Here is a 23,241-nt window from a genome sequence, read left to right on the forward strand (position 1 = left end):
AGCAGGGTCACCTGGGCGTCGGGGCGCAGCTCGAGGAGTCGGCGGGCGACCGCCGTCCCGATGATGCCGCCACCGACGACGGCGAAGCGCGAGCGGGTCATCCGTCCTCCGATCTCGGGCCACCCAGGAGCCTCCGGGCCTGAGGCCCGGCGCGGTAGCCGCTACGGTGCTCCTGTGATCGCAATCACCGAACGTTCCGGCGGGACCAGTAGACCGCGCTCGCAGGGTATCCGCCGGTGAGCGGCGAGCTGCGCGGTGTGCTCCCCATCACACTCACCCCGTTCACCGAGGACGGCGCCGTCGACGAGGGCAGCATCGACACGCTGGTCGAGGACTACCTCGGCGCCGGCTCGCACGGCCTCACCATCCTCGGGATCATGGGCGAGGCCGCCAAGCTCCTCGACGAGGAGCGGGAACGCGTGCTCCGGCGCTACGTGCAGGCGGCCGCCGGCCGGGTGCCCGTCGTCGCCGGGGTGTCGGCACGGGCGACGCGGATGGCGCTGGACTACGCCCGCCGCGCCGAGGACGCCGGCGTCGCGGCGGTGATGCTCGCGCCCCCGGACAACACCAAGAACCTGGAGCTGGTCTTCTCGCACTTCCGGATGGTCGCCGACGCGGTGTCGGTGCCGGTGGTCGTGCAGGACGAGCCGGTGAACACCGGCGTCACCATGCCCGCCGCCTTCCTGGTGCGGCTGCTCGACGAGATCGAGAACTGCCGCTACCTCAAGCTCGAGGAGACGCCCACGCTGCCGAAGATCACGGCGGTGCGGGACAAGGTCACCTCGCCGGTGGGCATCTTCGGCGGCCTCGGGGGGGTCTACCTGTACGAGGAGCTGCTCCGCGGCGCCGACGGGATCATGACCGGGTTCGGCTTCCCGCAGGTGCTGGTCGGCACCTACGAGCGGTTCGTCGAGGGCCGGCGCAAGGAGGCGCAGGAGTACTTCTTCCGGCACCTGCCGCTGATCCGCTACGAGGCCCAGCTGGGCGTCGGCGGGGTCACCATCCGCAAGCAGGTGTTCGCCCGGCGTGGTGCGATCAGCTCGCCGCACGCCCGGTTCCCGGCGCCGCCCGTGGACGACATCACCCTCGCCGAGCTCGACGACCTGATCTCCGCCGTCGGGCTCTGACGGCACCGTCGCCGGAACAGCACGCCCGCTCGCCGCTCGCCCCCCGAGAGAGGTAGGACCCTGTGCGACTCACGTCCCTGCGGATCGACGGCGCCGAACCAGCCGCGCTGGTCCGGCCGTCCGGCGCCGTGCTGCTCAGCGCCGTCAACGAGGCCCTCGGCACGACCTGGTCGGGCACCGTGCAGGAGCTGCTGGAGAGGGGCGAGATCGACGCGCTGCGCCAGTGGGTCGGGAGCGCCCCCGCCGGGACGCTGGACGACCTGGCGATCCCCCAGGACCAGCTGTCCTACGCACCGCTCTACCGGCGTCCCCGCAAGATCTGGGGGATCGGGCTGAACTACGTGGAGCACGCGGCGGACCTGAAGGAGAAGGCGCCCTCGACCGAGCCGGCCTCCTTCCTCAAGCCCGACACCGCCATCATCGGCCCGGGTGAGGCGATCAGGATCCCGCCCCAGTCGGAGCGGACGACGGCGGAGGGCGAGCTCGGCCTGATCATCGGGCGGGAGTGCCGGGACGTCGACGAGGCCGACGCGCCCGGCGTGGTCGCCGGCTTCACCACGATCGTGGACATGACCGCCGAGGACATCCTCGAGAAGAATCCGCGCTACCTCACCCGGTCCAAGAGCTTCGACACGTTCTTCAGCTTCGGCCCGGAGTTCGTGACCGTCGACGAGGTGCCCGACGTGGACGCGCTGGAGGTCTCGACGCTGCACAACGGCGAGGTCCACCGGCGCAACGTGGTGTCGAACATGACCTTCCGCCCGTGGTGGCTGGTGGCCTTCCACTCCCGGGTGATGACGCTGCTGCCCGGCGACATCATCTCCACCGGCACCCCCGGCGCGGTGCACATCCGGCCGGGCGACACCGCCGGTGTCTCGATCGCCGGCTTCCGTGACCTCACCAACCCCGTGGAGTGAACCGATGGACCTGCAACTGACCGGCAAGGTCGCGCTCGTCACCGCCGCCAGCAAGGGCCTGGGGCGGGCCACCGCCACCCAGCTCGCCGCCGAGGGAGCCCGGGTGATGATCTCCAGCCGCGGCGAGGAGCAGCTGGCGAAGACCGCCGCCGAGATCGCCGAGGCCACCGGCGCGCAGGTCGAGCACTGCGCCGCCGACGTCGCCGACGCCGACGACGTCGCCCGCCTGCTCGAGGAGACCCAGCGGCGCCTGGGCGGGGTGGACGTGCTGGTCGCCAACGCCGGTGGCCCGCCACCGGGTGGGTTCGACGCGGTCGACGACGCGAAGTGGTACCAGGCGCACGACCTGAACCTGATGAGCACGGTGCGGCTGATCCGCGGGGTGCTGCCGCACATGCGCGAGCAGAAGTGGGGCCGCATCGCCGTCGTCACGTCGTCGTCGATCAAGCAGCCGATCGACAACCTGCTGCTGTCCAACACCTACCGGGTCGCCGTGGTCGGCCTGGCCAAGTCGCTGGCCATCGAGTTCGCCTCCGAGGGCGTGCTGGTCAACACCGTGGGCCCGGGCCGGATCGCCACCGACCGGGTGGCCTCGCTGGACGCCAACAAGGCCAAGCAGACCGGCCAGTCGGTGGAGGAGGTGCGGGCCCAGTCGGAGAGGGGCATCCCTCTGGGGCGGTACGGCACCGCCGAGGAGTTCGGCCGGGTGGCGGCGTTCCTCGTCTCCGGCGCGAACACCTACCAGACCGGGCAGAACCTGCTCGTCGACGGCGGAATGGTCCGGGCCATCTGATGCGCATCGTCCGGTACACCACCGCCGGGAACGGCGAGCCCGCCTACGGCGTGGTCGACGGGGACGGCGACGCCGCCGCCGTCGACCGGCTCGAGGGCGCTCCCTACGACGGCCTCCGGCGGACCGGGGACCGCACGCCGCTGGCCGAGGTCACCCTGCTGGCGCCGGTCGACCCGTCCAAGGTCGTCGCCTTCGGTCGCAACTACGCCGAGCACGCCAAGGAGCTCGGCAACGAGGTGCCCGAGATCCCGATCGTCTTCCTCAAGCCCTCCACCTCCGTGATCGGGCCGGGAGCCGAGGTGGCGTACCCGGCGCTCACCTCCGACCTGCACTACGAGGGTGAGCTGGCCGTCGTCATCGGCCGCCGGTGCAAGGCCGTCGACGCCGCGGACGTCCCCGGCGTCGTCTTCGGCTACACGGTGGCCAACGACCTGACGATGCGCGACATCCAGAAGTCCGAGGGGCAGTGGACCCGCGGCAAGGGCTTCGACGGGGCCTGCCCGCTGGGACCCTGGGTGGAGACCGAGATCGACCCGTCGGCGCTGTCGCTGCGGTCCACCGTCAACGGGGAGCTGCGCCAGGACGGGACGACCGCGGACATGCTGCGCGACGTCGCGGAGTGCGTGTCGTGGGTGAGCCAGGCGATGACCCTGCTCCCCGGTGACGTGGTGCTCACCGGCACCCCGGCCGGGGTGGGGTCGCTGCAGCGCGGCGACGACATCGAGGTGACCATCGAGGGCATCGGCACGCTGGCCACCCGCATCACCGGCTGAGGCGGGGCCTCACGGCCGGACGGGCAGGCCGAGGGCCTGGGCCCACAGCCGGGTCATCGTCCCCACCAGGCGGTCCTGGTCGAAGTCGGCGCCCAGGACCAGCCAGTAGTGCACCAGGCCGTTCACCATGGCGACGAGTGCGTGCGCGCTGTACTCGGCGTCCAGGCCGGCGTCGACCAGTCCCTCGGCCTGGAGCTGCTCGATGCTGTGCCGGACGCGGCCGACCATCCGCTCGCGCGCGGCCTGCCGGAGGGCGCGGACCTCGGGATCGAAGGTGGTCACCTGCTCGAACAGCGCCATCAGCGCGGTGTTCTCCCGGTACATGGCGACGAACCGCCGGTTGGCCCGCTCGATGCCCTGCACGGCGTCGTGCAGCCGGTCGGGAGCGCGCCGCCCGTGCTCCGGGGCCGCGCCGCCCAGCGAGGCGTAGAGCTCGTCCATGGTGCCGGCGACCAGGGCCCGGAACACCTCGGTCTTCGACCGGAAGTAGGTGTAGAAGCTGCCGTGCGCGACGCCGGCCGCCGCGGAGATGTCGGTGACGCGGGCGTCGAGGAAGCCGTCCCGCTCGAACACCTCGCGGGCGGCGACGAGCAGCCGCGCGCGCATCTGCCGGCCGCGCTCGGTGGCCGGGAGGGGGACGGTGACGCCGCCGTCCGCGGAGGTCCGCGGCGGGCTCTGGCCGGCGGGCTCCCGCAGCGCCCGGGCCGGCCCGTCGGGGGGGCGTGGATCGGGCACCGCGGCCCCCCTTCCCGCCACCGGAGCCAGCCCACCGGCGGCAGTTGACACTGACGTCGATGTCAACTTAGCTCTTGGTACCCGCCCCGTCGCCTCCCCGGAAGGGGCATCCGTTGGCAGTGCCGTCGACCGACGCCCGGCCCGACGGGCTGCGCGCCCTCCTGCGCCCCCGCGGCATCGCCCTGCTCGGCATCTCCGGGCGGGCCGAGAACCTCATCTCCCGCCCGCTGCGCTACCTGGTGGAGCACGGGTACGAGGGCGGGATCTACCCGGTCAACCCGAACTACGACGAGCTGGTCGGGCAGAAGTGCTACCCGACCCTCGCGGACGTCCCGGGCCCGGTCGACCTGGTGCTGGTGCTCGTCGCCGCCGACCGGGTGGAGGACGCCATCCGGCAGGCCGCGGCCGTCGGCGCCTCGGCCGCGGTGGTCTACGCGTCCGGGTTCGCCGAAGTGGGGCCGGAAGGGGTGGCGCTGCAGCAGCGGCTGGCCGCCGTGGCCCGGGAGACCGGCGTGCGCGTGCTGGGCCCCAACTGCCAGGGCTTCCTCTACGCACCGACCGGTGTCGTCGCCACGTTCACCGCTGCCGCCGACCGGCCGCTGGCGCACGACAGCGGCGTCGCGTACGTCGGGCAGAGCGGCGCCGTCGGCGGCTCGGTCCTCGACCTGGCCACCGACATGGGGCTCGGGCTGGCCGCCTGGGTCAGCACCGGCAACCAGGCCGACCTCGACCTGGTCCAGGTGTCGGAGGAGCTGCTGGTCGACCCGGCCGTCCGGGTGCTGATGCTCTACGTGGAGGCAACCGACGACGGGCAGGGCTACGCCGCCCTCGCCCGCCGGGCGCGCGAGGCGGGCAAGCACCTGGTCGTGCTGCGGTCCGGCCGCTCCAGCGCGGGGCGTCGTGCGGTCGCCAGCCACACCGGCTCGATGCTCGGGGACGACGTCGCGTTCGTGCTCACCTCCGAGGAGCACGGCGTCGTGCTGGTGCACGACATCGACGAGCTGCTCTCCGTGGCCGCGCTGCTGGCCACCGGCAAGCGGTCGGAGGGCAGGCGGGTCGCCGTCGTCACGACCTCCGGCGGTGCCGGCAGCCTGGCCGCCGACCAGTGCGACGACCTCGGGCTGGAGATGCCGGAGCTCGCCGCGGGCACCCAGGACCGCCTGCGCCCCCTCATCCCCGCCTTCGGCGCCCTGGCCAACCCGGTCGACGTCACCGCCCAGCTGTTCAACCGCGGCGCGCACGCCTTCGGCGACGTCTGCCGGATCGTCGCCGACGACCCCTCGGTGGACGCCGTCGCCGTCTTCGTCACGATGGTGGTCGGCGACGCCGGCGCGCGGCTGGCCGAGGACCTGGTGGTCACCGCGGGGAAGCTGCCGGTGCCCCTCCTGGTCGGCTGGATCGCCGGCCAGGAGCTCACCACCGAGGGGCGCCGGGTGTTCCGCGACGCGGGCATCCCGGTCTTCGGCTCGGTCGGCGACGTCGCCCGGGCCGCCGCCCGGATGGCCCCGCCGGCGCACCGCGGCACCGCACCGGCGCTGCCCCCGGCCGCCGAGGTACCCGCGGGGCGGGTCCGGGAGCTGCTCGGGACCGAGGTGGTGGACGGCGCCGGGCTGCTGGACGCGATCGGCATCGGCCAGCCCTCGTCCACGCTCGTCACCACCCCCGAGGCGGCCCGCGAGGCGGTCGCCGCGCTGCCGGGCCCGGGCGTGCTCAAGCTGGCCGCTGCGGACCTGGCGCACAAAAGCGAGGTCGGCGGGGTGCGGGTCGGCGTCCCGGCCGAGGAGGCCGCCGCGGTCTTCACCGAGCTGGTCGAGGCGGCCCGCCACCACCACGTGCCCGGCGTCGAGGGGGTGCTGGTGCAGGAGCTGATCCCGCCGGGCACCGAGCTCATCCTGGCGGCGACCGCCGGGCGCGACGGCTTCCCCCCGGTGGTCACCGTCGGGCTCGGTGGGGTCACCACCGAGCTCTACCGCGACATCGCCTCCGGGCTGGCCCCGGTGACCCCGGAACGGGCCTGGTCGATGCTGCGCAGCCTGCGCGCCTGGCCGCTGCTGGCCGGCTTCCGCGGCGCCCCGCCCGCCGACGTCGCCGCCGCCGTGGACGCGGTGGTGCGGCTGTCGCAGGCCGCGGCCGTCGCCGGGGACCGGCTGGTCGAGCTCGAGGTCAACCCGCTCATCGTCGGGGCGCGCGGGGGCGGGGCGACCGCCGTCGACGTCCTCGTCCGCACCGCCGGACACCGCGCTCCGCTCGGCGAATAGCCGCACGACAGACTCGGCACATAGCCGCACAACAGAGAGGCAGGACTGCCCCGTGGGACAGGTACACCTGGAGAAGCAGGGCGGCGTCGCCGTCCTGACCGTCGACAACGTCGAGGTCAAGAACGGCCTGACGCCCGAGATGGGCATGCAGCTGTCGGAGCTGTGCGAGGACATCGACCGGGACGCGACCATCGGTGCCGCCGTCGTCCGGGGCAAGGACGGCATGTTCTGCTCCGGTGCCGACCGCCGCCGCTGGACGGCGGGCTCGGACCAGGCCGAGGACAAGACCTACAAGGAGCTCGGTGCCGTCTACGAGGCGTTCCGCCGGGTGGGCGTGCTGCAGGTGCCGACGATCGCCGCCGTCCGGGGCGCCGCGGTGGGCGCCGGCATCAACCTGGCGCTGGCCACCGACCTGCGCGTCGTGTCGGAGCGGGCGCGGCTGATGGCCGGCTTCCTCCGCATCGGGCTGCACCCCGGCGGGGGCTACTTCACCATCAGCTCCCGGACGGCCGGCCGCGAGGCCACCGCCGCGATGGGGCTGTTCAGCGAGGAGATCGACGGCGTCCGTGCCGCCGAGATCGGGCTGGCGTGGAAGGCCGTGCCCGACGAGGAGGTGGAGGACCTGGCGCTGGAGCTCGCCGGCCGTGCCGCCAAGGACCCCGAGCTCGCCCGCGAGGCGGTGCGCTCCTTCCGGACCGAGGCCGGTCCGCCCGGGATCGGCTGGGAGGCCGCCCTGCACTTCGAGCGGGCCACCCAGATGTGGTCCCAGCGGCGGCGCGAGACCGCCTGACCTCGCCGCCGGGCCGCCTCCGGGCGGTCCGGCGGACCCCTACCGAGAGGCCGGCCATGCAGTTCGCCGCCACCACCCTCAGCTCGGCCGAGGAGTCGCTGCGCGCCGAGGTGCGCGAGTTCCTGGCCGCCGAGCTGCCTCCGGACCACCGGCCCGCGCTCGGCTTCGCCGGGCGGCACGACCCCGCCTTCTCCCGCCGGCTCGCGGCGCGCGGGTGGGTGGGCATGGCCCTCCCGCCGAAGTACGGCGGGCACGGGCGCAGCGCGGTGGAACGGTTCATCGTCGCCGAGGAGCTCCTGGCCGCCGGTGCCCCGGTCGGTGCCCACTTCGTGGCCGACCGGCAGACGGGCCCCGCGCTGTTGCACTACGGCACCGAGGAGCAGCGCCGCCGATTCCTGCCCGGGATCGCGGCGGGGGAGATCTACTTCTCCCTCGGCATGAGCGAGCCGGACTCGGGCTCGGACCTCGCGTCGGTGCGCACCCGCGCGACCCGGGTCGACGGCGGGTGGGCCGTCACCGGCACCAAGGTCTGGACCAGCGAGGCCCACCACAACCACTTCTTCGCCGTCCTGTGCCGGACGTCGCCGATGGAGGAGGGCAACAAGCACGCCGGGCTGTCGCAGCTGATCGTCGACCTGCAGGCGGACGGCGTGAACATCTCACCCATCCCGTACCTCGACGGCTCGCACCACTTCAACGAGGTCGCGCTCGAGGACGTCTTCGTCCCCGACGACATGGTCCTCGGCGAGATCGGGTCGGGCTGGCAGCAGGTCACCAGCGAGCTGGCCTACGAGCGCAGCGGCCCCGACCGGTGGCTGTCGACGTTCCCGGTGCTGCGGGAGTTCCTGCGCGAGGGGCCCGGGAAGGCGGCCTCCGACGAGGAGGCGACGATGATCGGCCGGTTCGCCGCGCGGTTCTGGGCGATCCGGCAGCTGTCGCTGTCGATCGCCCGCGCCCTCGACGCCGGGCAGGCCCCGGTGATCGAGGCGGCCGTGGTGAAGGAGGTCGGCACCCGGTTCGAGCAGGACCTGGTCGAGGCGCTGCGCGTCGCGGCCGAGACCGAGCTGGACCAGGGCTCGGGGTCGCTGTTCGGCGAGCTGCTCGCCGAGGCGGTGATCACCTCGCCGAAGTACACGTTGCAGGGCGGGACGACGGAGATCCTGCGGTCGGTGGCGGCGAAGGGGCTGGGGCGATGAGCGAGGACCGGCGGATGCTGACCGAGGTGGCGACCTCGGTCCTGCGCGACCTCTGCACGCCCGAGGACGTCGTCGCCGCCGAGGCGAGCGGCTGGAGCGAGCCGCTGTGGTCGGCGCTGGCCGAGGCGGGCTTCCCGTACGTGTCGGTGCCCGAGGAGGCGGGCGGCTCGGGTGGGGACGTCGCCGACGCGGTGGCCCTGCTCCGCGTGGCCGGGCGGTTCGCCGCACCGGTACCGCTGGCCGAGGCCGGGCTGCTGGGCGGCTGGGCGCTGGCCGCGGCGGGTCTCCCGTTGCCGGAAGGCCCGCTGTCGGTGGCGGTCGGCCGGCCCGGCGACCGGGTCGACCTCACCGGCGGACCCGGCGGCTGGCGGCTGACCGCGCGGGTGCAGCGGGTGCCGTGGGGCGGGCGTGCCGAGCGGGTGGTGCTGCTGACCGGGTCCGGCGGCGAGCGGTACGTCGTGTCGGCGCCGCGCGGCGCGGCCGTCGTGGAGCCCGGCCACACCCTCGCCGCGGAGCCGCGCGACACGCTCTCCTGGGACGACGTCGAGCTGCCCGACGACGCGGTCGCGGCCGCGCCGGGCGGTGTCGACGGCGACGCGCTCCGGCTGCGCGGCGCCCTCGGGCGCGCGGCGCTGATCTCCGGGGCGCTGGAGCGGGTGGCCGAGCTGACGGTGCGCTACACCGGTGAGCGGCACCAGTTCGGCCGGCCGGTCGCGCGGTTCCAAGCGGTGCAGGCCCACCTGGTGACGATCGCGGAGGAGGCGCACCTGGCCGGGCTGGCGACCGAGGTGGCCGCGGGCAACGCCCGGCCCGATCCGGTCTTCTTCGACGTCGCGGCGGCCAAGGCGGTGGCGAGCGAGGCGGCGACCGTCGCCGCCCGCGCGTCGCACCAGGCGCACGGGGCGATCGGCATGACCAAGGAGTACGAGCTCGGCCAGCTCAGCCGCCGGCTGTGGTCCTGGCGCGACGAGTTCGGCAGCGAGCGGTACTGGAGCCGGGAGCTCGGCCGGGCGCTGGCCGGGTCCGGCGCCGACGAGCTGTGGCCGCGGATCTCGACGGGACTGGTGAGCGCATGAGCGCCGGAGGGGACAGCTCCTACGACGTCGCCGTCGTCGGGGCCGGTGTCGCGGGGCTCTCGGCGGCCCGGGCGGCCGCGGAGGCCGGCCTGCGGGTGATCGCCTACGACCGGCTCTCCCCCGGGGGTCAACTGGTCAACCTGACGCGGCTGCACGACCACCCGCAGCCCGGGATGTCCACGGAGGCCTGGCCGGTGGTCTCCGAACTGGTGGCGAAGGCCGAGGCCGCCGGCGTGGAAATGGGCTTCGACGAGGTCACCGGGGTGCGGGCCGGAGAGCCGGTCGTGGTGTCGACCGCCGGTGGCGAGATCACCGCCGGGGCGGTCGTGGTCGCGACCGGGTTGTCCGCCGGCCGGCTGGGGCTCCCCGGCGAGGAGGAGCTGGTCGGGCGTGGGGTGTCCACCTGCGCCGGCTGCGACGGCCCGCTCTACCGCGGCAAGGCCGTCGCCGTCGTCGGGGACGACGACTGGACGGCGGAGGAGGCCCTCGAGCTCGCCGAGGTGGCGGCCGCGGTGACCGTGCTGGTGCCGGGCGAACCGCGCTGGACGGCGCACCGGGCCGGCCGGCTGGCCGCGACCGACCACGTCGAGGTGCTGACCGGGGCGACCGTGACCGGGCTGCGTGCGGACGGGGTGCTGTCCGGCGTCGTCGTCCGGACCGCCGACGCCGAGCGCACCCTGCCGGTGCAGGGCGTCTTCCCCTACGTGGGGCGGCGGGGGCCGGCCGGGCTGGTCGAGGGCGTGCCGGCCGACGAGGTCGGTGCGCTGCGCACGTCGGACGGCGTGCGGACCGTCGCGGCGCGCGTGTTCGTCGCCGGTGACTGCGGGGCCGGCGCCACGCAGACCGTGGCGGCGGCCGTCGCCGGCGGGATCGCGGCGGGGGAGGCCGCGGCGGCGGCGGTGCGCCCGGCAGCGGGTCCGGGGCTGCGGATCGTCGATCCCACGGCCGGTGTCGAGCCGGCGGGCACCGACGCCGAGGAGCACGCGAGCGGGACGGCGGAGTGGACCGAGGTCGCGCTCTTCTCCAACTCCAAGCCGAACGCCACCGAGCTGCTGCGCGGGGTGGGGGAGCGGCTGCAGGCGCACTGGGAGCTGCCGGAGCTGGGCTTCGCCAGCAAGCCCAACGCGTCGGCGGCGGCCGACAAGGACGTCATCGACTGGCTGTCCCAGCGCTACAAGATGGTGCTGGTGGCGGTCGGTGATTAGGGCTCGTGCTCGTCGTGGAGTCTCCACGACTCGGTGGAACTGGAGAAGCGTGGCGTCGTGGCACCGCTGCTGGTGACCTCGACGTTCCTGCCGCTGGTCGAGGCGCAGGCGAAGGCGCGGCGGGTCACCCCGCGCGTCATCGTGGTGCCGCACCCGGTGGGCGGGCTGAACGAGGGCGAGCTGGCGGAGCGGATCGACGCCGCCGCCGGAGCGTTGCTGCCGCTGGCCGACGAGGCGCGGGGGGACGGATGAGCGCGGAGGTGATTGAGCTCCCCGGGGTGACCGAGGAGAACTGGCACGAGGTCGCCTGGGAGCGCGGCTGGGGCGACGGGTTGCCGACCGTGCCACCGACCCCGCAGCGGGTGGCGGCGGCGCTCGCCGCGATCGACGGCGTCGACCTGGAGCTGGGGCCGGTGCCGCCGTCCGGGCTGGTGCCGACCCGGGAGAGTTTCGCGGCGAACGCGGTGATGGCCGGCTGCCGGCCGGCCGACCTGCCGGTGGTGCTGGCGGCGGTGCGCGCGCTGCTGGCGCCGGAGTACAACCTGCACGGCGTGCTTGCGACGACGCACCCGTGCGCACCGCTGGTCGTGGTGAGCGGCCCGGCGCGGACGTCGCTGGGGATCAACTGCGGCACGAACTGCTTCGGCCAGGGCACCCGGGCCAACGCGGTGATCGGCCGGGCCGTGCAGCTGGTGACCACCCACATCGGCGGGGCCCGGCCGGGGTCGATGGACCGGTCGACGCAGGGCAACCCCGCCAAGTACACGTGGTGCTTCGGCGAGAACGAGGAGGAGAGCCCGTTCCCGCCGTTCTCGGTGCGCCGCGGGTTCGAGCCGGGGGAGTCGGTGGTGACGGTGGCGGCGTGCGAGGGCCCGCACAACATCAACGACCACGGCAGCACGACCGCCGAGGGGCTGCTGATGACCATCGCCGGGACGATGGCGCAGACCGGGTCGAACAACCTCTACGTGAAGGGCCCGCACTTCCTGGTGCTCGGGCCGGAGCACGCGGCGACCCTGCACCGCGACGGGTGGACCGCCGAAGCGCTGCGCGACCGGCTGTGGGAGCAGGCGCGGATCCCGGTCGGGAAGGTGTCGGAGGAGAACCACCGCCAGTTCGAGGACTGGGGGGTGAAGCCCGACGGCGACTTCTTCACGGTCAGCACCGGGCCGGAGATGCTGCACGTCCTCGTCGCCGGCGGTGCGGGCAAGCACTCGGCGTGGATCCCGTCGTTCGGGGCGACGGCCGCCGTGTCGCGCGCGGTGCCGGCTCCCCGGTGACCGGGCCGGACCGGCCGCTGGTCGACGCCGACGCCGATCCGGCGGAAGTGCTGGTCGAGCTGCTGGCGGCCGGGCACGGGGACGGTCTCCCGGTCGTCCCGCCGACCGCGGCCCGGGTGCAGCAGATGCTGGCCGGTGCCGGGGAGCCCGATGCGGAGCTGGGGCCCGTGCCGCCGCTGTTCGGGGCGCTGACGGTGCGCGCGGTCGCCTGGTACGCGGTGCTCGCCGGCTGCCGGCCGGCGGAGCTGCCGGTGGTGGTGTCCGCCTGCCGGGCGGCGCTGGACGACTCGTTCAACCTGCTGGGCATCTCGACGACGACCGGTGCGCCGGCGGTGGCGGTGCTCGTGCACGGCTCGGTCGCCGCCCGGCTGGGGATGACGTCGGCAGCCGGCGGGCTGGGGACGGGGAACCGGGCCAACGCCTGCATCGGGCGGGCGGTATCCATGGCGCTGGCCGGGATCGGCGGTGCGACCGCCGGGCTGACCGACATGGCGACGATCGGCTCCCCGGCGAAGTACACCTGCTGCACGGCGGAGGGCACGAGGCCGCTGCCGTCGCTCGCGCAGCGCCGCGGGTGGGGGGTGGACGTCGACGCGGTGACGGTGATCGGGGTCGGTGGCACGGTTGAGGTGCTGCCGGGGGAGGGCTACCGCGAGCCGCCGTCGGTGCTGGGGCCGGCCGCGGCGGCGATGGCGGGCGTCGTCCTCGCGTCGGGGCAGCCGGAGCGGGGCGCGCTCGGTGAGCAGTTCCTGCTGCTGCCGCCGGAGCCGGCGGAGCTCCTGGCGATGCACGGCTGGGGCCACGAGCGGATCGCGGAGTTCCTGTTCGAGCAGGGCAGCGCGCTGCTGCAGGCAGCGTCGTCGTCGCTGGCCTTCCGCGCCGGGATACCCGCGTACGCCGCGGGCGGGCTGACCGTGGCCGGGTCACCGGCCGACGTGCAGGTCGTCGTGACGGGTGGAGCCGGGGTCAAGATGCTGCTGCTGCCGACGTGGATGGGCGGCTCCCGATCGGTGACGGCGCCGGTGCTGCCGCTGGGGCCGACGGCCGGCGGCGGAACGGCCTGATCGCCGCCCGCTGCCGTCGCGTCACACCGTCTCGGGGACCCGCAGCTGGGCCACGACGAGCTCGAAGGTCTCGACCTCGAGCACCTGGGCGGACGTGTGCCGGGTGAAGTCCTGGCGCAGCTGGGTCGCGCGGTCCAGCGCGTCGTGCATCGCCTGGCGGCTGTCGTAGGTGACAGCGGTGGTGGCCCGTCCCTGGACGGGGTCGACGAGCACGCTCACCGCGCAGAAGCCGGGGATGTCCTCCAGCCGCGGGACGATGCTCATCCGGAAGGCGTCGGTCATCTGCTCCAGCCGCTCCGGCCGGCCGCGGGTCCAGGTGACGCGGGCGCAGGCGCCGTCCGGTGCCGGGTGCGCGCGGTGCAGCACGGCGATCGACCAGTCCTCCACGACCGCCGGCCCGCCGAGGACCTCGGCGGCGCGGGCCCGCATGGCCTTCACCTGGTCGGCGCTGCGGCGCATGGCCGTGCCGTCCTCCCAGGCCGTGGTGACGATGCAGCGCCCGGAGTGCCGGTCGGCCAGCATGGAGAGGCCGATGAAACCGTCCATGCCCATGACGGCGGGGAGCACGCGGTCGCGGATGTAGACGATCCCCTTGTCGATGTTCGCCGGGAGGCCGGAGATCGTGGTCGAGCGCGCGTCCATGCGGCGGTTCCTCTCGCGAGCAGGCGAGCCCCGGACGGTGTCGCCGTCCTCCCTACTGTCCTCCGGCGCATGCCGGTTGGGAACGGTTCCGGACGCGCCGGTTCCGCCGGTCAGCAGCGCAGCCGGTCCCGGGGGAGCTCTTCCTCCCACCACGGTGGATCGGGCTCCGGGTCGTGGCACCAGCCCGGGGGCATGGTCACCCGGGACACGCCGCTCGGCGTGCGGACGACGAGCCGGCCGTCGTCCAGCAGCTCGAACCGCCAGCCGCGGGCGAACGTCTTGATCCGGTGATGGCGTCGGCACAGGCAGCAGAGGTTCCAGCACGTCGTCGGGCCGCCGTCGCCGTGGGCCACCCCGTGGTCGATGTCGCAGCGGGCAGCGCGCCGACGGCACCCGGGCATGCGGCAGCACCGGTCGCGGGTGCGGGTGAAGCGGCGTTGCGCGGCAGTGGGCCGGTACGCCGAGGTGGCCGGCGGCGGTCCGAGGCCCGGGCCGTCAGCGGGGATGTCCACGGCGCTACCGGAAGGTCCGGCGCCGTCCCCGCGTCGGGATCGGCGGGTCCGGCCGGCCGCCCGCTGCAGCTCGCTGCGGGTGGCGACGGCGACGAGCCGACCGCTCACCGGATCGCCCACGGCCACCTGCACGCACCCGCCGGCCGGCGCGGACCGCACCCCGAGCATGTCCAGCTCGCGGAGCAGGTCCCGGCACTGGGCTGCGGTGACGACGTGCCCGGCGACCTCCGCGGCCGGTGCCGTCGCCGATCCAGCGGTGTCGGAGTCGGTGTCGTGGAGGGAGCGCAGCGGTGCGTGCACCTCCAGGCGAGCCGTGACCGGCGGCCGGGAGGTGTCCCACGGCCGCAGCACCAGGTCGGCTGCCACGCCCGACCGGATCACGCCGATGGGCCGGAGATCGCCGTCGGCGCGGAGCAGCTGGGCGTACTGGTCGACGGCGTCGACACACGCCGCCGCCTGGGGCAGCGGCATGTCGATCACCACCTGACCCATGCCGTCGGCGGTGGGCCGCATGACGACGTCGGCGCGCCGGGCGGCCTCCTTCCGGCGCTCTTCCAGCGCCTCGGCGTCGAGCCGGGCCAGGGCCCGCCGCACCCGGTGCCGGAGCTGCGGCACGGTGAGGCGGCCCGCCTCGGGCAGGACGCGCCGCTCGATCTCTGCGACGACCGCGGGCTTCGCCGGGCCGAGCAGGTCGACGAGCGCGCGCATCTTGCGCACATCGATCTCGCCGACGTAGAGGGCATCCCACGTGCCGACGAGCAGCGTGGTCAGGAGGATCGACTCGACCGCCAGAGCTTCTGCTTGGGCCTCCGAACACCCTCGGATGAGAGCCAGCTCGGACACGAAGGTCTCGCTGACCTGTGCGAGCACCGGCGACCGGCGCAGCCGGCTGTCCAGCCCCGGGCCCCCGAGGTGGCCGAACTCGCGGTCGCGCTCGATGGCGCGCCGGCGGGCCAGGGCGGCGATCGCAGTCGCCCGTTCGGCTGCGTGACGGGCCTCCCGGGCGTCAGCGGCCCAGATGTCGGCGACCAGCTCCAGATCGCTCAGACCGGGGGCGACGCTGTCGGGCGGCTCCGGGATCCGGACGCCCTCCTCCGGTGCGCGGGGAGGCTCGTCGTCGAACACACCCGCACCGTACGAGCCGCCTACGACACTTTTCGCTGGTCAGCCGGTCAGTCGTAGGGATTGGTGAGAACGGTGCGGGCCTGGAGGACGTCGAAGGTGACCGGTGGGCCGTCGGTGGTGGTGGTGCCGGGGACGTCGGCGGCGGCGCTGCCGTCGACGCTGAAGGTTGCGCCCCACGTGACGGTGAGGGAGGCGGTGTAGGTGCCCGATCGGTAGGAGTGCTCGATCGTCTGGTCGGGGTAGGGCGCGCCCGGGCCGGTGGTGGTGATCGAGCCGGCCGAGTCGCCGGTGTGCCAGGTGAACTGTTCGGCGGTGGCTGCGATGGTGACGGAGAAGCCGCGGATGTCGACGGTGAAGGTCTGGGTGGGTGAGTCGGTGTAGAAGATGACCGGCAGGCCGGTGAGGCCGTCCCCGGGTGGCTGGTGCTGGGTGGTGAGCTCCGGGAGCGGGAGGCGCTGGAAGTAGCTGAACACCTCGGCCGGCGACGGCGGCGGGTTCAGCGGCGTGATGTCGATGCAGCCCTGCCGGTCGTCCATCCAGTCTCCTACCGGATCCCCCGGACCTAAGCCGTCGGGCACGGATACCGGTGTTCCGTCCGCGCGCGGGACAACGGTGCCGTCGGGGCGGACGACTCGACGCTGTTGCACCACGAGGTATTGGACGACCCGTCCCGGCTCTTGGGGGCACTCACGGAAATCCATGGCCGAGCAGCCGCCCTGGCGTTCGTCTGAGAGGACGCACAGATGCTGCAACCGCCAGATGTAATTGACCGTCCCCTCCGGGCTGCCGGCGACGAGCTCCCCGACGCGCGGTCCGGAAAATCCGACGTCGACAGTCCCGTCGCCGACGTCGGTGCTCCCGCAATCATCAAACGAGCATGCCAGCACGGGGGAGATGCCGACGAGCATCGTCCCCAGAGTCCACACAAGGACGGTGAGCACTCGAGCCGTGTGCCGAGTCATCCGAGCGTGAAGCTCTTCACGAGCCAGGAGCGGTCTGGCTCGGACCAGACGAGCGTGATGCCTGAGCTGAGATTCGGAGCCGCTTCACGACGCGATTCCAGGACGGCCCCGCTTCGGCCGATCAGAGCGACAGGTTCGCGTCGCGCGCCGAAGGCGATCATCGCCTCGTCCGCGTCAAACTCCGGAGCGGTGGCGTCGTTGAGGCTGAGCTCTCCGCCGTCATAGCGATCTCCGGCGGCGGCGGCATCGTCGTAGTTGCCAGCAATCCGCACACATTCCTGGCACTCCGGTCCCAGCTCTCGGATGGGTCCTCCGGCGGGAATGGCTCGCTGCCGGTTGAGCAGGTCGATCCAGTAGCGCAGGAAGGCTTCGGCGCCGGCGGCGTCCTTGGTGCGGGCCTCGTCGGGAACAGGGAAGTCGGCCGGCCCCAGGACCGGCAGCTCCGGCGTCGTCTCGCTGGCCGAAGGAGCGGGCAGGGCGGTGCTCGCCTCCTGCTTCTCCGCGCACCCGGTGAGCAGCAACGCCCCGGCCATGAGGCCGCCGAGCGCCGTCCGGACAGTGGCTCCCCGAAGATCACGCACAGCGGGAGACTACGCAGGGTGCGGGCGTATCCGGTTCCGTAACTGTGGACAACCGGGCACTGCCGCCGGATCGGGTGACCGCCCCCTCCGACGAGACGTGGCTCACCGGCGCACAATCCGACCGGATCAGGCCATCGGAACTGGGGGACGCATGGGCACGGACGACGTCGCGACGGGCACCTACCCGTTCGACACCCGCGGCATCGAGACCGGTGCCGACGGCATCCGCCGGTACACCGCCCTGCCGGTCAACATCGTGCGCATGCTCGCCGACGTTGTCGAGGCCCGCGGCGAGCGGACCGCCATGGTCGAGCTCGGCGGCGGCCGGCTCACCTATGTGCAGCTCTGGCAGCGGGCCAGGCGCGTCGCCGGTGGCCTCCGCGACGCCGGCGTGGGCACCGGCGACCGGGTCGCCGTCCAGCTGCCCAACGGAGTCGACTGGGTGCTCGCGTTCTGGGGAGCCCAGCTCGCCGGTGCCGTCGTCGTCCCGATGAACACCCGCCTGGCCCCGGCCGAGGCGGACTTCATCCTCGCCGACTGCGGTGCCGCCCACGTCGTCCGCCCGGGTGAGCCGCTGCCCGACGGCGAGCCGCGGGAGCTGCCCGACCCGGCGCACGCCGACGTCGCCGCGCTCTTCTACACGAGCGGCACGACCGGCCGCCCCAAGGGCGCGATGACCACCCACGAGAACTTCCTCAGCAACATCGAGTCGGTCATCCGCTGCCGCGACCTCAGCCGCGACCCGCAGGTACGTCACGCCACGCTCATCTCGGTACCGCTCTTCCACGTCACCGGCTGCAACTCGCAGTTCCTCACCCAGATCGCCCTGGGCGGCACCTCGGTGCTGATGCCACGCTTCGACGCCACGGCCTTCCTGGCCGCCATCCCCGAGCACGGCGTCACGCTGCTCACCAGCGTCCCGACGATCTACGAGCTGGTGCTGCGCCACCCCGCGCTCGCGACCACCGACGTCTCCACCGTCCGCACGCTCAGCTACGGCGGCGCGCCGATCGCCCCCGAGCTGGTGCACCGGCTGCGGACGGCGTTCCCGAACGCGCGCCTCGGCAACGGGTTCGGCCTCAGCGAGACCTCGGCGCTGGCCACCTTCCTCCCGCACGACCACGCCGAGACCCACGCCGACGCCGTCGGCTACCCGACGCCGGTCAACGAGGTTCGCCTCGACCGCCCCGACCCGGGAACGGGGGTGGGCGAGCTGCTGGTGCGCGGCCCGAACGTCGTCGCCGGCTACTGGGGCGACCCCGCGCGGACGGCGGAGACGTTCGTCGACGGCTGGCTGCACACCGGTGACCTGGCCACGATCACCGACGGCATCGTGCGGATCGTCGACCGCGCCAAGGACATGATCAACCGCGGCGGCGAGAACGTGTACAGCGTCGAGGTGGAGAACGCCCTCGCCGAGCACCCCGACGTCCTCGAGGTCGCCGTCGTCGGCGTCCCCGACCCGGTGATGGGGGAGAAGGTCGGCGCCGTCGTCCTGCCCCGGCCGGGGATCACCGCCGACGAGCTCGTACCGGCCCTGTGCGGGTTCGCCGGCGAGCGGCTGGCCGACTTCAAGTGCCCGCAGTTCGTGCGGGTGATCGAGGGGCCGCTGCCGCGCAACGCCGGCGGCAAGGTGCTGAAGAGCTCGCTGCGCGAGGCCGAGGGCTGGATCGCCGTCCCGCGCCTGCGGTAACCGGACAGGGGACGGCGGGTTTCGCTACGTTGCGGGTACCCGTTCCCTCGTCGGCAGGAGCTCCCCGTGCGCATCGGCATGCCCATCTCCTACAGCGGGGGGTTCGACCGGACCACCGCCGTCATCGCCGAGTACGAGAGCGCCGGTCTCGACACCGTCTACGTCGCCGAGGCCTACTCGTTCGACGCCGTGAGCCACCTCGGCTACCTCGCCGCGAAGACCACGACGGTGGAGATCGCGTCGGGGATCCTCAACATCTACTCGCGGACGCCGACGCTGCTGGCCATGACCGCCGCCGGCCTGGACTTCCTCTCCGGCGGCCGCTTCACCCTCGGCATCGGCGCCTCCGGGCCGCAGGTGGTCGAGGGCTTCCACGGCGTGCCCTACACCGCCCCGCTGGCCACGACCCGCGAGGTGGTGGAGGTCTGCCGCACGGTGTGGCGCCGGGAGAAGGTCGACCACCACGGCGAGCACGTCGACGTGCCGCTCACGCCCGAGCGCGGCGGCAGCGGGCTGGGCAAGCCGCTGAAGCTGATCAACGAGCCGGTGCGGCCGCGGATCCCGATGCTGCTGGCCGCCATCGGCCCCAAGAATGTCGCGCTCGCCGCGGAGCTCTTCGAGGCGTGGCAGCCGGCGTTCATGCTGCCCGAGGGCAGCGAGACGGCGTTCGGGGAGGCGCTGGCCGAGGGGACGGCGAAGCGGGACCCCGCGCTCGGGCCGCTGGAGATCTCCGCCGACACCCAGCTGCTGATCAGCGAGGACGCCGCCGAGCAGGCCGCGGCGCTGGACCAGGTGCGCGCGAAGATCGCGCTCTACGTCGGCGGCATGGGGGCGCGCGGGAAGAACTTCTACAACGACCTGGCCGTGCGCTACGGCTACGCCGACGCGGCCGCCACCGTGCAGGATCTCTACCTCGCCGGGCGCAAGGACGAGGCGGCCGCCGCGCTGCCGGAGGAGTTCGTCCGGGGCGTCTCGCTGGTCGGCCCGCAGAGCTACGTCGCCGAGCGGGTCGCCGCCTTCGCCGACGCCGGCGTCACCACGCTGAACGCCGTGCCGCTCGCCGCCGACCACGCGCAGCGGCTCCGCGCGATCGAGCAGCTGAAGGCCATGGCCTGACCGCACCGCCCGGGCGGGGGGACGGAGCCGCCCGGGCCCGCCGCCCGCGGCCGCGTCAGCCGGTCCAGACGCCGGACGGCGCGGCGACGAGCGGCAGCACGCTGCCGCCGGCGGCCAGGTGCAGGGTCCAGGTGCCGGCCACCCGGTCGTCGTCGAGGACCGAGCGCAGCGCCTCGGCCCAGTCGTCGTCGGCCGCGGTGATCGCCGGCTCGCCGGGCCGGCACAGCGCCAGGGCGAGGTGGCCCGCCCCGCCGAGCTGGTCGCCGACGACCGACCCGTGCACCTCCCGCAGCCCGACCAGCAGCACGGGGTCGGGCACGAGCGGCAGGTCCTCGACCGGGACCACCACCGGCAGCTGGCGGCCGTCGGCGCCGAACCAGGTCAGCCACAGGCTGCGCCGGTCGAACTCGGCGGAGCCGAGGACGGCGTGCCAGCGGCCGGTGAGGTCGTCGGCGGATCGGACGGGGGCATCGGCGAGCGGGGGTGTCTTCATGCCCGACACCGTGGCAGGCCGCGGGGACCCGCCGCGGCGTTGTCCACAGGCAGGCAGCCGCGGACGACACCCGGGCAGAACCCCGCAGCGGCGCCGGCCCCGTCCGGTGGATCAGCCGAGAGCGGGCGGCGACGGCGGCGCGAAGACGTGCTGCTCGAAGGCGTGGGATGCGCGCAGGACCGTCCGCTCGTCACCGTGCCGGCCGACGAGCATCATCCCCACCGGCAGCCCCGCCTCGGACATCGCGCAGGGCACGTTCATGGCCGGGTGCCCGGTGATGTCGAACGGTGCGGTGTTCACGATCATCTCCAGCCCGCGCGCGACCACGTCGGCCGGGGACGCGTCCGCCGGGGGCAGCACGGTGGCCACCATCGGCAGGGTCGGCATCACGAGCAGGTCGAAATCGGCCAGGACCGCGTCGTACGCGGCGATCGCCACGGGCACCAGGTTCATCGCCTTGGCGTAGTAGGCGCCGCCGTAGGTGTCGAGCATCCACTGGCCGGCCAGCAGGGTGAGCTTGACGGTGTCGGACAACTGGTCCGCCTTGTCGCGCCGTCCCTGCGCGAAGTGCTCCAGCAGGTCGGTCGTGTAGCGGCCCCGCCAGCCGGTGCCCATGCCGTTGCCGCGGATCATGGTGTTGGCCATGCCCTCGCTGGCGACCGCGCTCCAGACCGGCATGGCGGCGCTGTGCCAGGGGATGGACACCTCCTCCGCGACGGCGCCCAGCTCCGTGTACCGGGCGATCGCCTCCCGGACGGCCGCATCGACCTCCGGCTCCGAGAGCCCCTCGATGGCGAAGCCCTCACGGACGACCGCCAGTCGCAGGCCGGAGACGTCCCCGGTCAGCGCGTCGGTGTACGACGTCTGCCGGGGCGGTGCCGACTGCGGACCTCCCTGGCGCGGGTCCATCCCGTCGGCGCCGGCGATGACCTCCAGGAGCAGGGCGACGTCGGCGGTGGTGCGCGCCATCGGGCCCAGGTGGTCGACGGTCGGCTCGATCGGCATCGCGCCGGTGTAGGGCACCAGGCCCCAGGTGGGCTTCAGCCCGTAGATGCCGGTCCACCCGGCGGGCATGCGCACCGAACCGCCCTGGTCCCCGCCGATGGCCATGTCGACCTCGCCGGCGGCCACGAGCGCGGCCGACCCGCTGGAGGATCCCCCGGCGGAGCGGGTGAGGTCGTAGGGGTTGCGCACCGGGCCGGTGTCGGAGGTGTGGCTGCCGCCGGAGAAGCAGAGCGCCTCGCAGACCGACTTGCCCAGGATCGTGCCGCCGGCGGCCAGCACCCGCTCGACCACGGTGGCGTCGAGCTCGGGCACGTATCCCTCGAGCGTCACGGTGCCGTTCATCATCGGGACACCGGCGACGCAGACGTTGTCCTTGATCACGAGGGTCCTGCCGGCCAGGGGACCCTCGGGCGCGCCCTCGATTCGGCAACGGACGTACCAGGCGCCGTAGAGGTTGTCCGCGTCATCGGGCCGCTCGGCCGGGCCGCGCGTGTAGCGCACCTCCGGGGCGGGGTCCTCCATCTCGTCGAGCGCGTCGTAGCCGACCCACGGGCCGGCCTCCAGGAGATCGCCGAAGGCCTTCAGCTGGTCGGGATCGAGCGTGAAGTGGAACTGCTCGGCGATCCGGGACAGGTCGGCGGCGGACGGACGGGCGACCGGCATGGCGCACCTCTCAGGGAGGGAGGGGAGTCGACGGGTGGAGCATCCCGTTCCTCCCGCGTTCCGTGCCAGGTGAACGCCGCTGATCCGCCGGCCGGCCGGCCTGGCGGCGGTCAGCGGTGGCCGATCCCGCCGGGGCCGTGGTCGGCGGGCACCTGCTCGTCGGCCGGCGGGGGCCCGGGCGGGGTGCCGTCGCCGAAGGGCCGGTCGCCGAGCTGCTCGCGGTTGTGCGCCATCAGCCAGCCGGAGGTGTCGGGGCCCTTCGGGATGATCTGCGTCGGGTTGATGTCGGCGTGCACCACGTAGTAGTGCTCCTTGATCTGCGGGAAGTCGATCGTGTCACCGAACCCCGGGGTCTGGAACAGGTCGCGCGCGTACGCCCACAGCACCGGCATCTCGCTCAGCTTCTGCCGGTTGCACTTGAAGTGGCCGTGGTAGACGGTGTCGAACCGCGCCAGGGTGGTGAACAGCCGGACGTCGGCCTCGCTGATCTGACCGCCCATGAGGAAGCGGCGGTGCTCGAGCCGCTCGCTCAGCCAGTCCAGCGTCGTGAACAGCCGGTCGTACGCCTTGTCGTAGGCGCGCTGGGAGCCGGAGAACCCGCAGCGGTACACCCCGTTGTTGACCTCGGTGTAGACCCGCTCCATGACCTCGTCCATCTCGTCCCGCAGGGGCTCGGGGTAGAGGTCGGGGGCGCCCGCCCGGTGGTGGGCGGTCCACTGGGTGGAGAAGTCCAGGGTCATCTGCGGGAAGTCGTTGGTGACGACGGCGCCGCTCGGCACGTCGACCATCGCCGGCACGGTGATGCCGCGCGGGTACTCGGGGTCGCGGGCGAGGAAGGCCTCCTGCAGCCGCTCGTAGCCCAGCACGGGGTCACGGCCGCCGGGGTCCAGGTCGAAGGTCCAGCTGCGCTCGTCGTGGGTCGGGCCGCACATCCCCATCGAGATGGCGCCCTCCAGGCCCAGCAGCCGGCGCACGACCACCGAGCGGTTCGCCCACGGGCAGGCCCGGGCGACGACGAGCCGGTACCGCCCCGCCTCGACCGGCCAGCGGCCGGAGCCGTCGCTGGTGATGCGGTCGGAGATGTACTTGGAGTCGCGCGAGTACTCCGCCTCGACGTAACCGGACCCACTGCTCGATTGGCTCACCGGGAAGGCGTGCCCGGCACGGGAGCGGCTCACACCCCGAGGTCGATTGCGTTCCGGTGACCCTCGTCCGGGTCCCGCTGACCGGCCGGT

General features: G+C 73.8%; 20 protein-coding genes and 1 pseudogene. 13 read left to right on the top strand and 8 right to left on the bottom strand.

Features of this window, described 5'->3' with window-relative positions; translation table 11 throughout:
- Positions 1-257 precede the first annotated feature (257 nt).
- The 4 genes from O2W17_RS15375 (at position 258) to O2W17_RS15390 (ending at position 3,610) form a co-directional block, all read left to right on the top strand.
- Positions 258-1,127 carry a dihydrodipicolinate synthase family protein gene (locus tag O2W17_RS15375; protein WP_269193309.1) on the top strand — a complete coding sequence of 290 codons (870 nt, stop codon included), beginning with the start codon at positions 258-260 and terminating at the stop codon, positions 1,125-1,127.
- 62 nt (positions 1,128-1,189) lie between these two features.
- On the top strand, positions 1,190-2,044 hold the full coding sequence (locus O2W17_RS15380) for a fumarylacetoacetate hydrolase family protein (protein ID WP_269193310.1): 855 nt from the start codon (positions 1,190-1,192) through the stop codon (positions 2,042-2,044).
- Between the two features lie 4 nt (positions 2,045-2,048).
- Positions 2,049-2,837 (top strand): SDR family oxidoreductase, encoded by a 789-nt coding sequence (locus O2W17_RS15385; protein WP_269193311.1) that lies wholly within the window; start codon positions 2,049-2,051, stop codon positions 2,835-2,837.
- Positions 2,837-3,610 carry a fumarylacetoacetate hydrolase family protein gene (locus O2W17_RS15390; protein WP_269193312.1) on the top strand — a complete coding sequence of 258 codons (774 nt, stop codon included), beginning with the start codon at positions 2,837-2,839 and terminating at the stop codon, positions 3,608-3,610. The genes O2W17_RS15385 and O2W17_RS15390 overlap by 1 nt, the downstream gene beginning before the upstream one ends.
- A gap of 9 nt (positions 3,611-3,619) precedes the next feature.
- On the opposite strand, the gene O2W17_RS15395 is transcribed toward O2W17_RS15390, so the two are convergent.
- Positions 3,620-4,345, bottom strand: a complete 726-nt coding sequence (locus O2W17_RS15395) for a TetR/AcrR family transcriptional regulator (protein WP_269193313.1) — start codon at positions 4,343-4,345, stop codon at positions 3,620-3,622.
- Between the two features lie 119 nt (positions 4,346-4,464).
- Between O2W17_RS15395 and O2W17_RS15400 the strand changes: the two genes are divergently transcribed.
- The 7 genes and pseudogenes from O2W17_RS15400 to O2W17_RS15435 all read left to right on the top strand — a co-directional run bounded on the left by O2W17_RS15400 (position 4,465) and on the right by O2W17_RS15435 (position 13,214).
- Positions 4,465-6,603 carry an acetate--CoA ligase family protein gene (locus tag O2W17_RS15400; protein ID WP_269194388.1) on the top strand — a complete coding sequence of 713 codons (2,139 nt, stop codon included), beginning with the start codon at positions 4,465-4,467 and terminating at the stop codon, positions 6,601-6,603.
- A gap of 52 nt (positions 6,604-6,655) precedes the next feature.
- A complete protein-coding gene (locus tag O2W17_RS15405) occupies positions 6,656-7,393 on the top strand; it encodes an enoyl-CoA hydratase-related protein (protein WP_269193314.1) in 738 nt (245 codons plus the stop codon).
- A 56-nt stretch (positions 7,394-7,449) separates the two neighbouring features.
- The gene (locus O2W17_RS15410; protein WP_269193315.1) at positions 7,450-8,589 is read left to right on the top strand and encodes an acyl-CoA dehydrogenase family protein; all 1,140 of its coding nucleotides are present in this window, start codon (positions 7,450-7,452) and stop codon (positions 8,587-8,589) included.
- Entirely contained in the window at positions 8,586-9,665 is a 1,080-nt protein-coding gene (locus O2W17_RS15415) for an acyl-CoA dehydrogenase family protein (RefSeq protein WP_269193316.1), read from the top strand. The genes O2W17_RS15410 and O2W17_RS15415 overlap by 4 nt, the downstream gene beginning before the upstream one ends.
- A pseudogene (locus tag O2W17_RS15420) lies at positions 9,662-11,122 on the top strand (UGSC family (seleno)protein). The gene O2W17_RS15415 and the pseudogene O2W17_RS15420 overlap by 4 nt, the downstream one beginning before the upstream one ends.
- 8 nt (positions 11,123-11,130) lie before the next feature.
- Positions 11,131-12,150: a hypothetical protein gene (locus tag O2W17_RS15430; RefSeq protein ID WP_269193319.1), complete on the top strand. Its 1,020-nt coding sequence runs from the start codon at positions 11,131-11,133 to the stop codon at positions 12,148-12,150.
- The gene (locus O2W17_RS15435) at positions 12,147-13,214 is read left to right on the top strand and encodes a hypothetical protein (RefSeq protein ID WP_269193320.1); all 1,068 of its coding nucleotides are present in this window, start codon (positions 12,147-12,149) and stop codon (positions 13,212-13,214) included. Before O2W17_RS15430 ends, O2W17_RS15435 begins: the two co-directional genes overlap by 4 nt.
- A gap of 21 nt (positions 13,215-13,235) precedes the next feature.
- On the opposite strand, the gene O2W17_RS15440 is transcribed toward O2W17_RS15435, so the two are convergent.
- From O2W17_RS15440 to O2W17_RS15455, 4 genes are all read right to left on the bottom strand, one after another.
- Positions 13,236-13,856, bottom strand: a complete 621-nt coding sequence (locus O2W17_RS15440; RefSeq protein WP_269193321.1) for a hypothetical protein — start codon at positions 13,854-13,856, stop codon at positions 13,236-13,238.
- Between the two features lie 110 nt (positions 13,857-13,966).
- Positions 13,967-15,493 (bottom strand): HNH endonuclease signature motif containing protein, encoded by a 1,527-nt coding sequence (locus O2W17_RS15445; RefSeq protein WP_269193322.1) that lies wholly within the window; start codon positions 15,491-15,493, stop codon positions 13,967-13,969.
- Between the two features lie 47 nt (positions 15,494-15,540).
- Positions 15,541-16,029, bottom strand: coding sequence for a hypothetical protein (locus O2W17_RS15450; RefSeq protein WP_269193323.1), 489 nt, complete (start codon positions 16,027-16,029; stop codon positions 15,541-15,543).
- A gap of 422 nt (positions 16,030-16,451) precedes the next feature.
- On the bottom strand, positions 16,452-17,036 hold the full coding sequence (locus tag O2W17_RS15455; RefSeq protein WP_269193324.1) for a hypothetical protein: 585 nt from the start codon (positions 17,034-17,036) through the stop codon (positions 16,452-16,454).
- Between the two features lie 151 nt (positions 17,037-17,187).
- Here O2W17_RS15455 and O2W17_RS15460 point away from each other — a divergent pair, with 151 nt between their 5' ends.
- Positions 17,188-18,729, top strand: coding sequence for a class I adenylate-forming enzyme family protein (locus tag O2W17_RS15460; RefSeq protein WP_269193325.1), 1,542 nt, complete (start codon positions 17,188-17,190; stop codon positions 18,727-18,729).
- A gap of 66 nt (positions 18,730-18,795) precedes the next feature.
- Positions 18,796-19,845 carry an LLM class F420-dependent oxidoreductase gene (locus O2W17_RS15465; protein WP_269193326.1) on the top strand — a complete coding sequence of 350 codons (1,050 nt, stop codon included), beginning with the start codon at positions 18,796-18,798 and terminating at the stop codon, positions 19,843-19,845.
- A 55-nt stretch (positions 19,846-19,900) separates the two neighbouring features.
- Here O2W17_RS15465 and O2W17_RS15470 read toward each other — a convergent pair whose 3' ends face one another.
- From O2W17_RS15470 to O2W17_RS15480, 3 genes are all read right to left on the bottom strand, one after another.
- Entirely contained in the window at positions 19,901-20,338 is a 438-nt protein-coding gene (locus O2W17_RS15470; protein WP_269193327.1) for a hypothetical protein, read from the bottom strand.
- Between the two features lie 111 nt (positions 20,339-20,449).
- Positions 20,450-22,006 carry an amidase gene (locus O2W17_RS15475; protein ID WP_269193328.1) on the bottom strand — a complete coding sequence of 519 codons (1,557 nt, stop codon included), beginning with the start codon at positions 22,004-22,006 and terminating at the stop codon, positions 20,450-20,452.
- Positions 22,007-22,116: 110 nt separating this feature from the next.
- Complete coding sequence (locus O2W17_RS15480; protein WP_269193329.1) at positions 22,117-23,184, bottom strand: glutathione S-transferase family protein; 1,068 nt, start codon at positions 23,182-23,184, stop codon at positions 22,117-22,119.
- Between the last annotated feature and the right edge of the window lie 57 nt (positions 23,185-23,241).

Origin of the sequence: Blastococcus sp. VKM Ac-2987 (assembly GCF_026967805.1) — a bacterium.
Classification (GTDB): domain Bacteria; phylum Actinomycetota; class Actinomycetes; order Mycobacteriales; family Geodermatophilaceae; genus Blastococcus.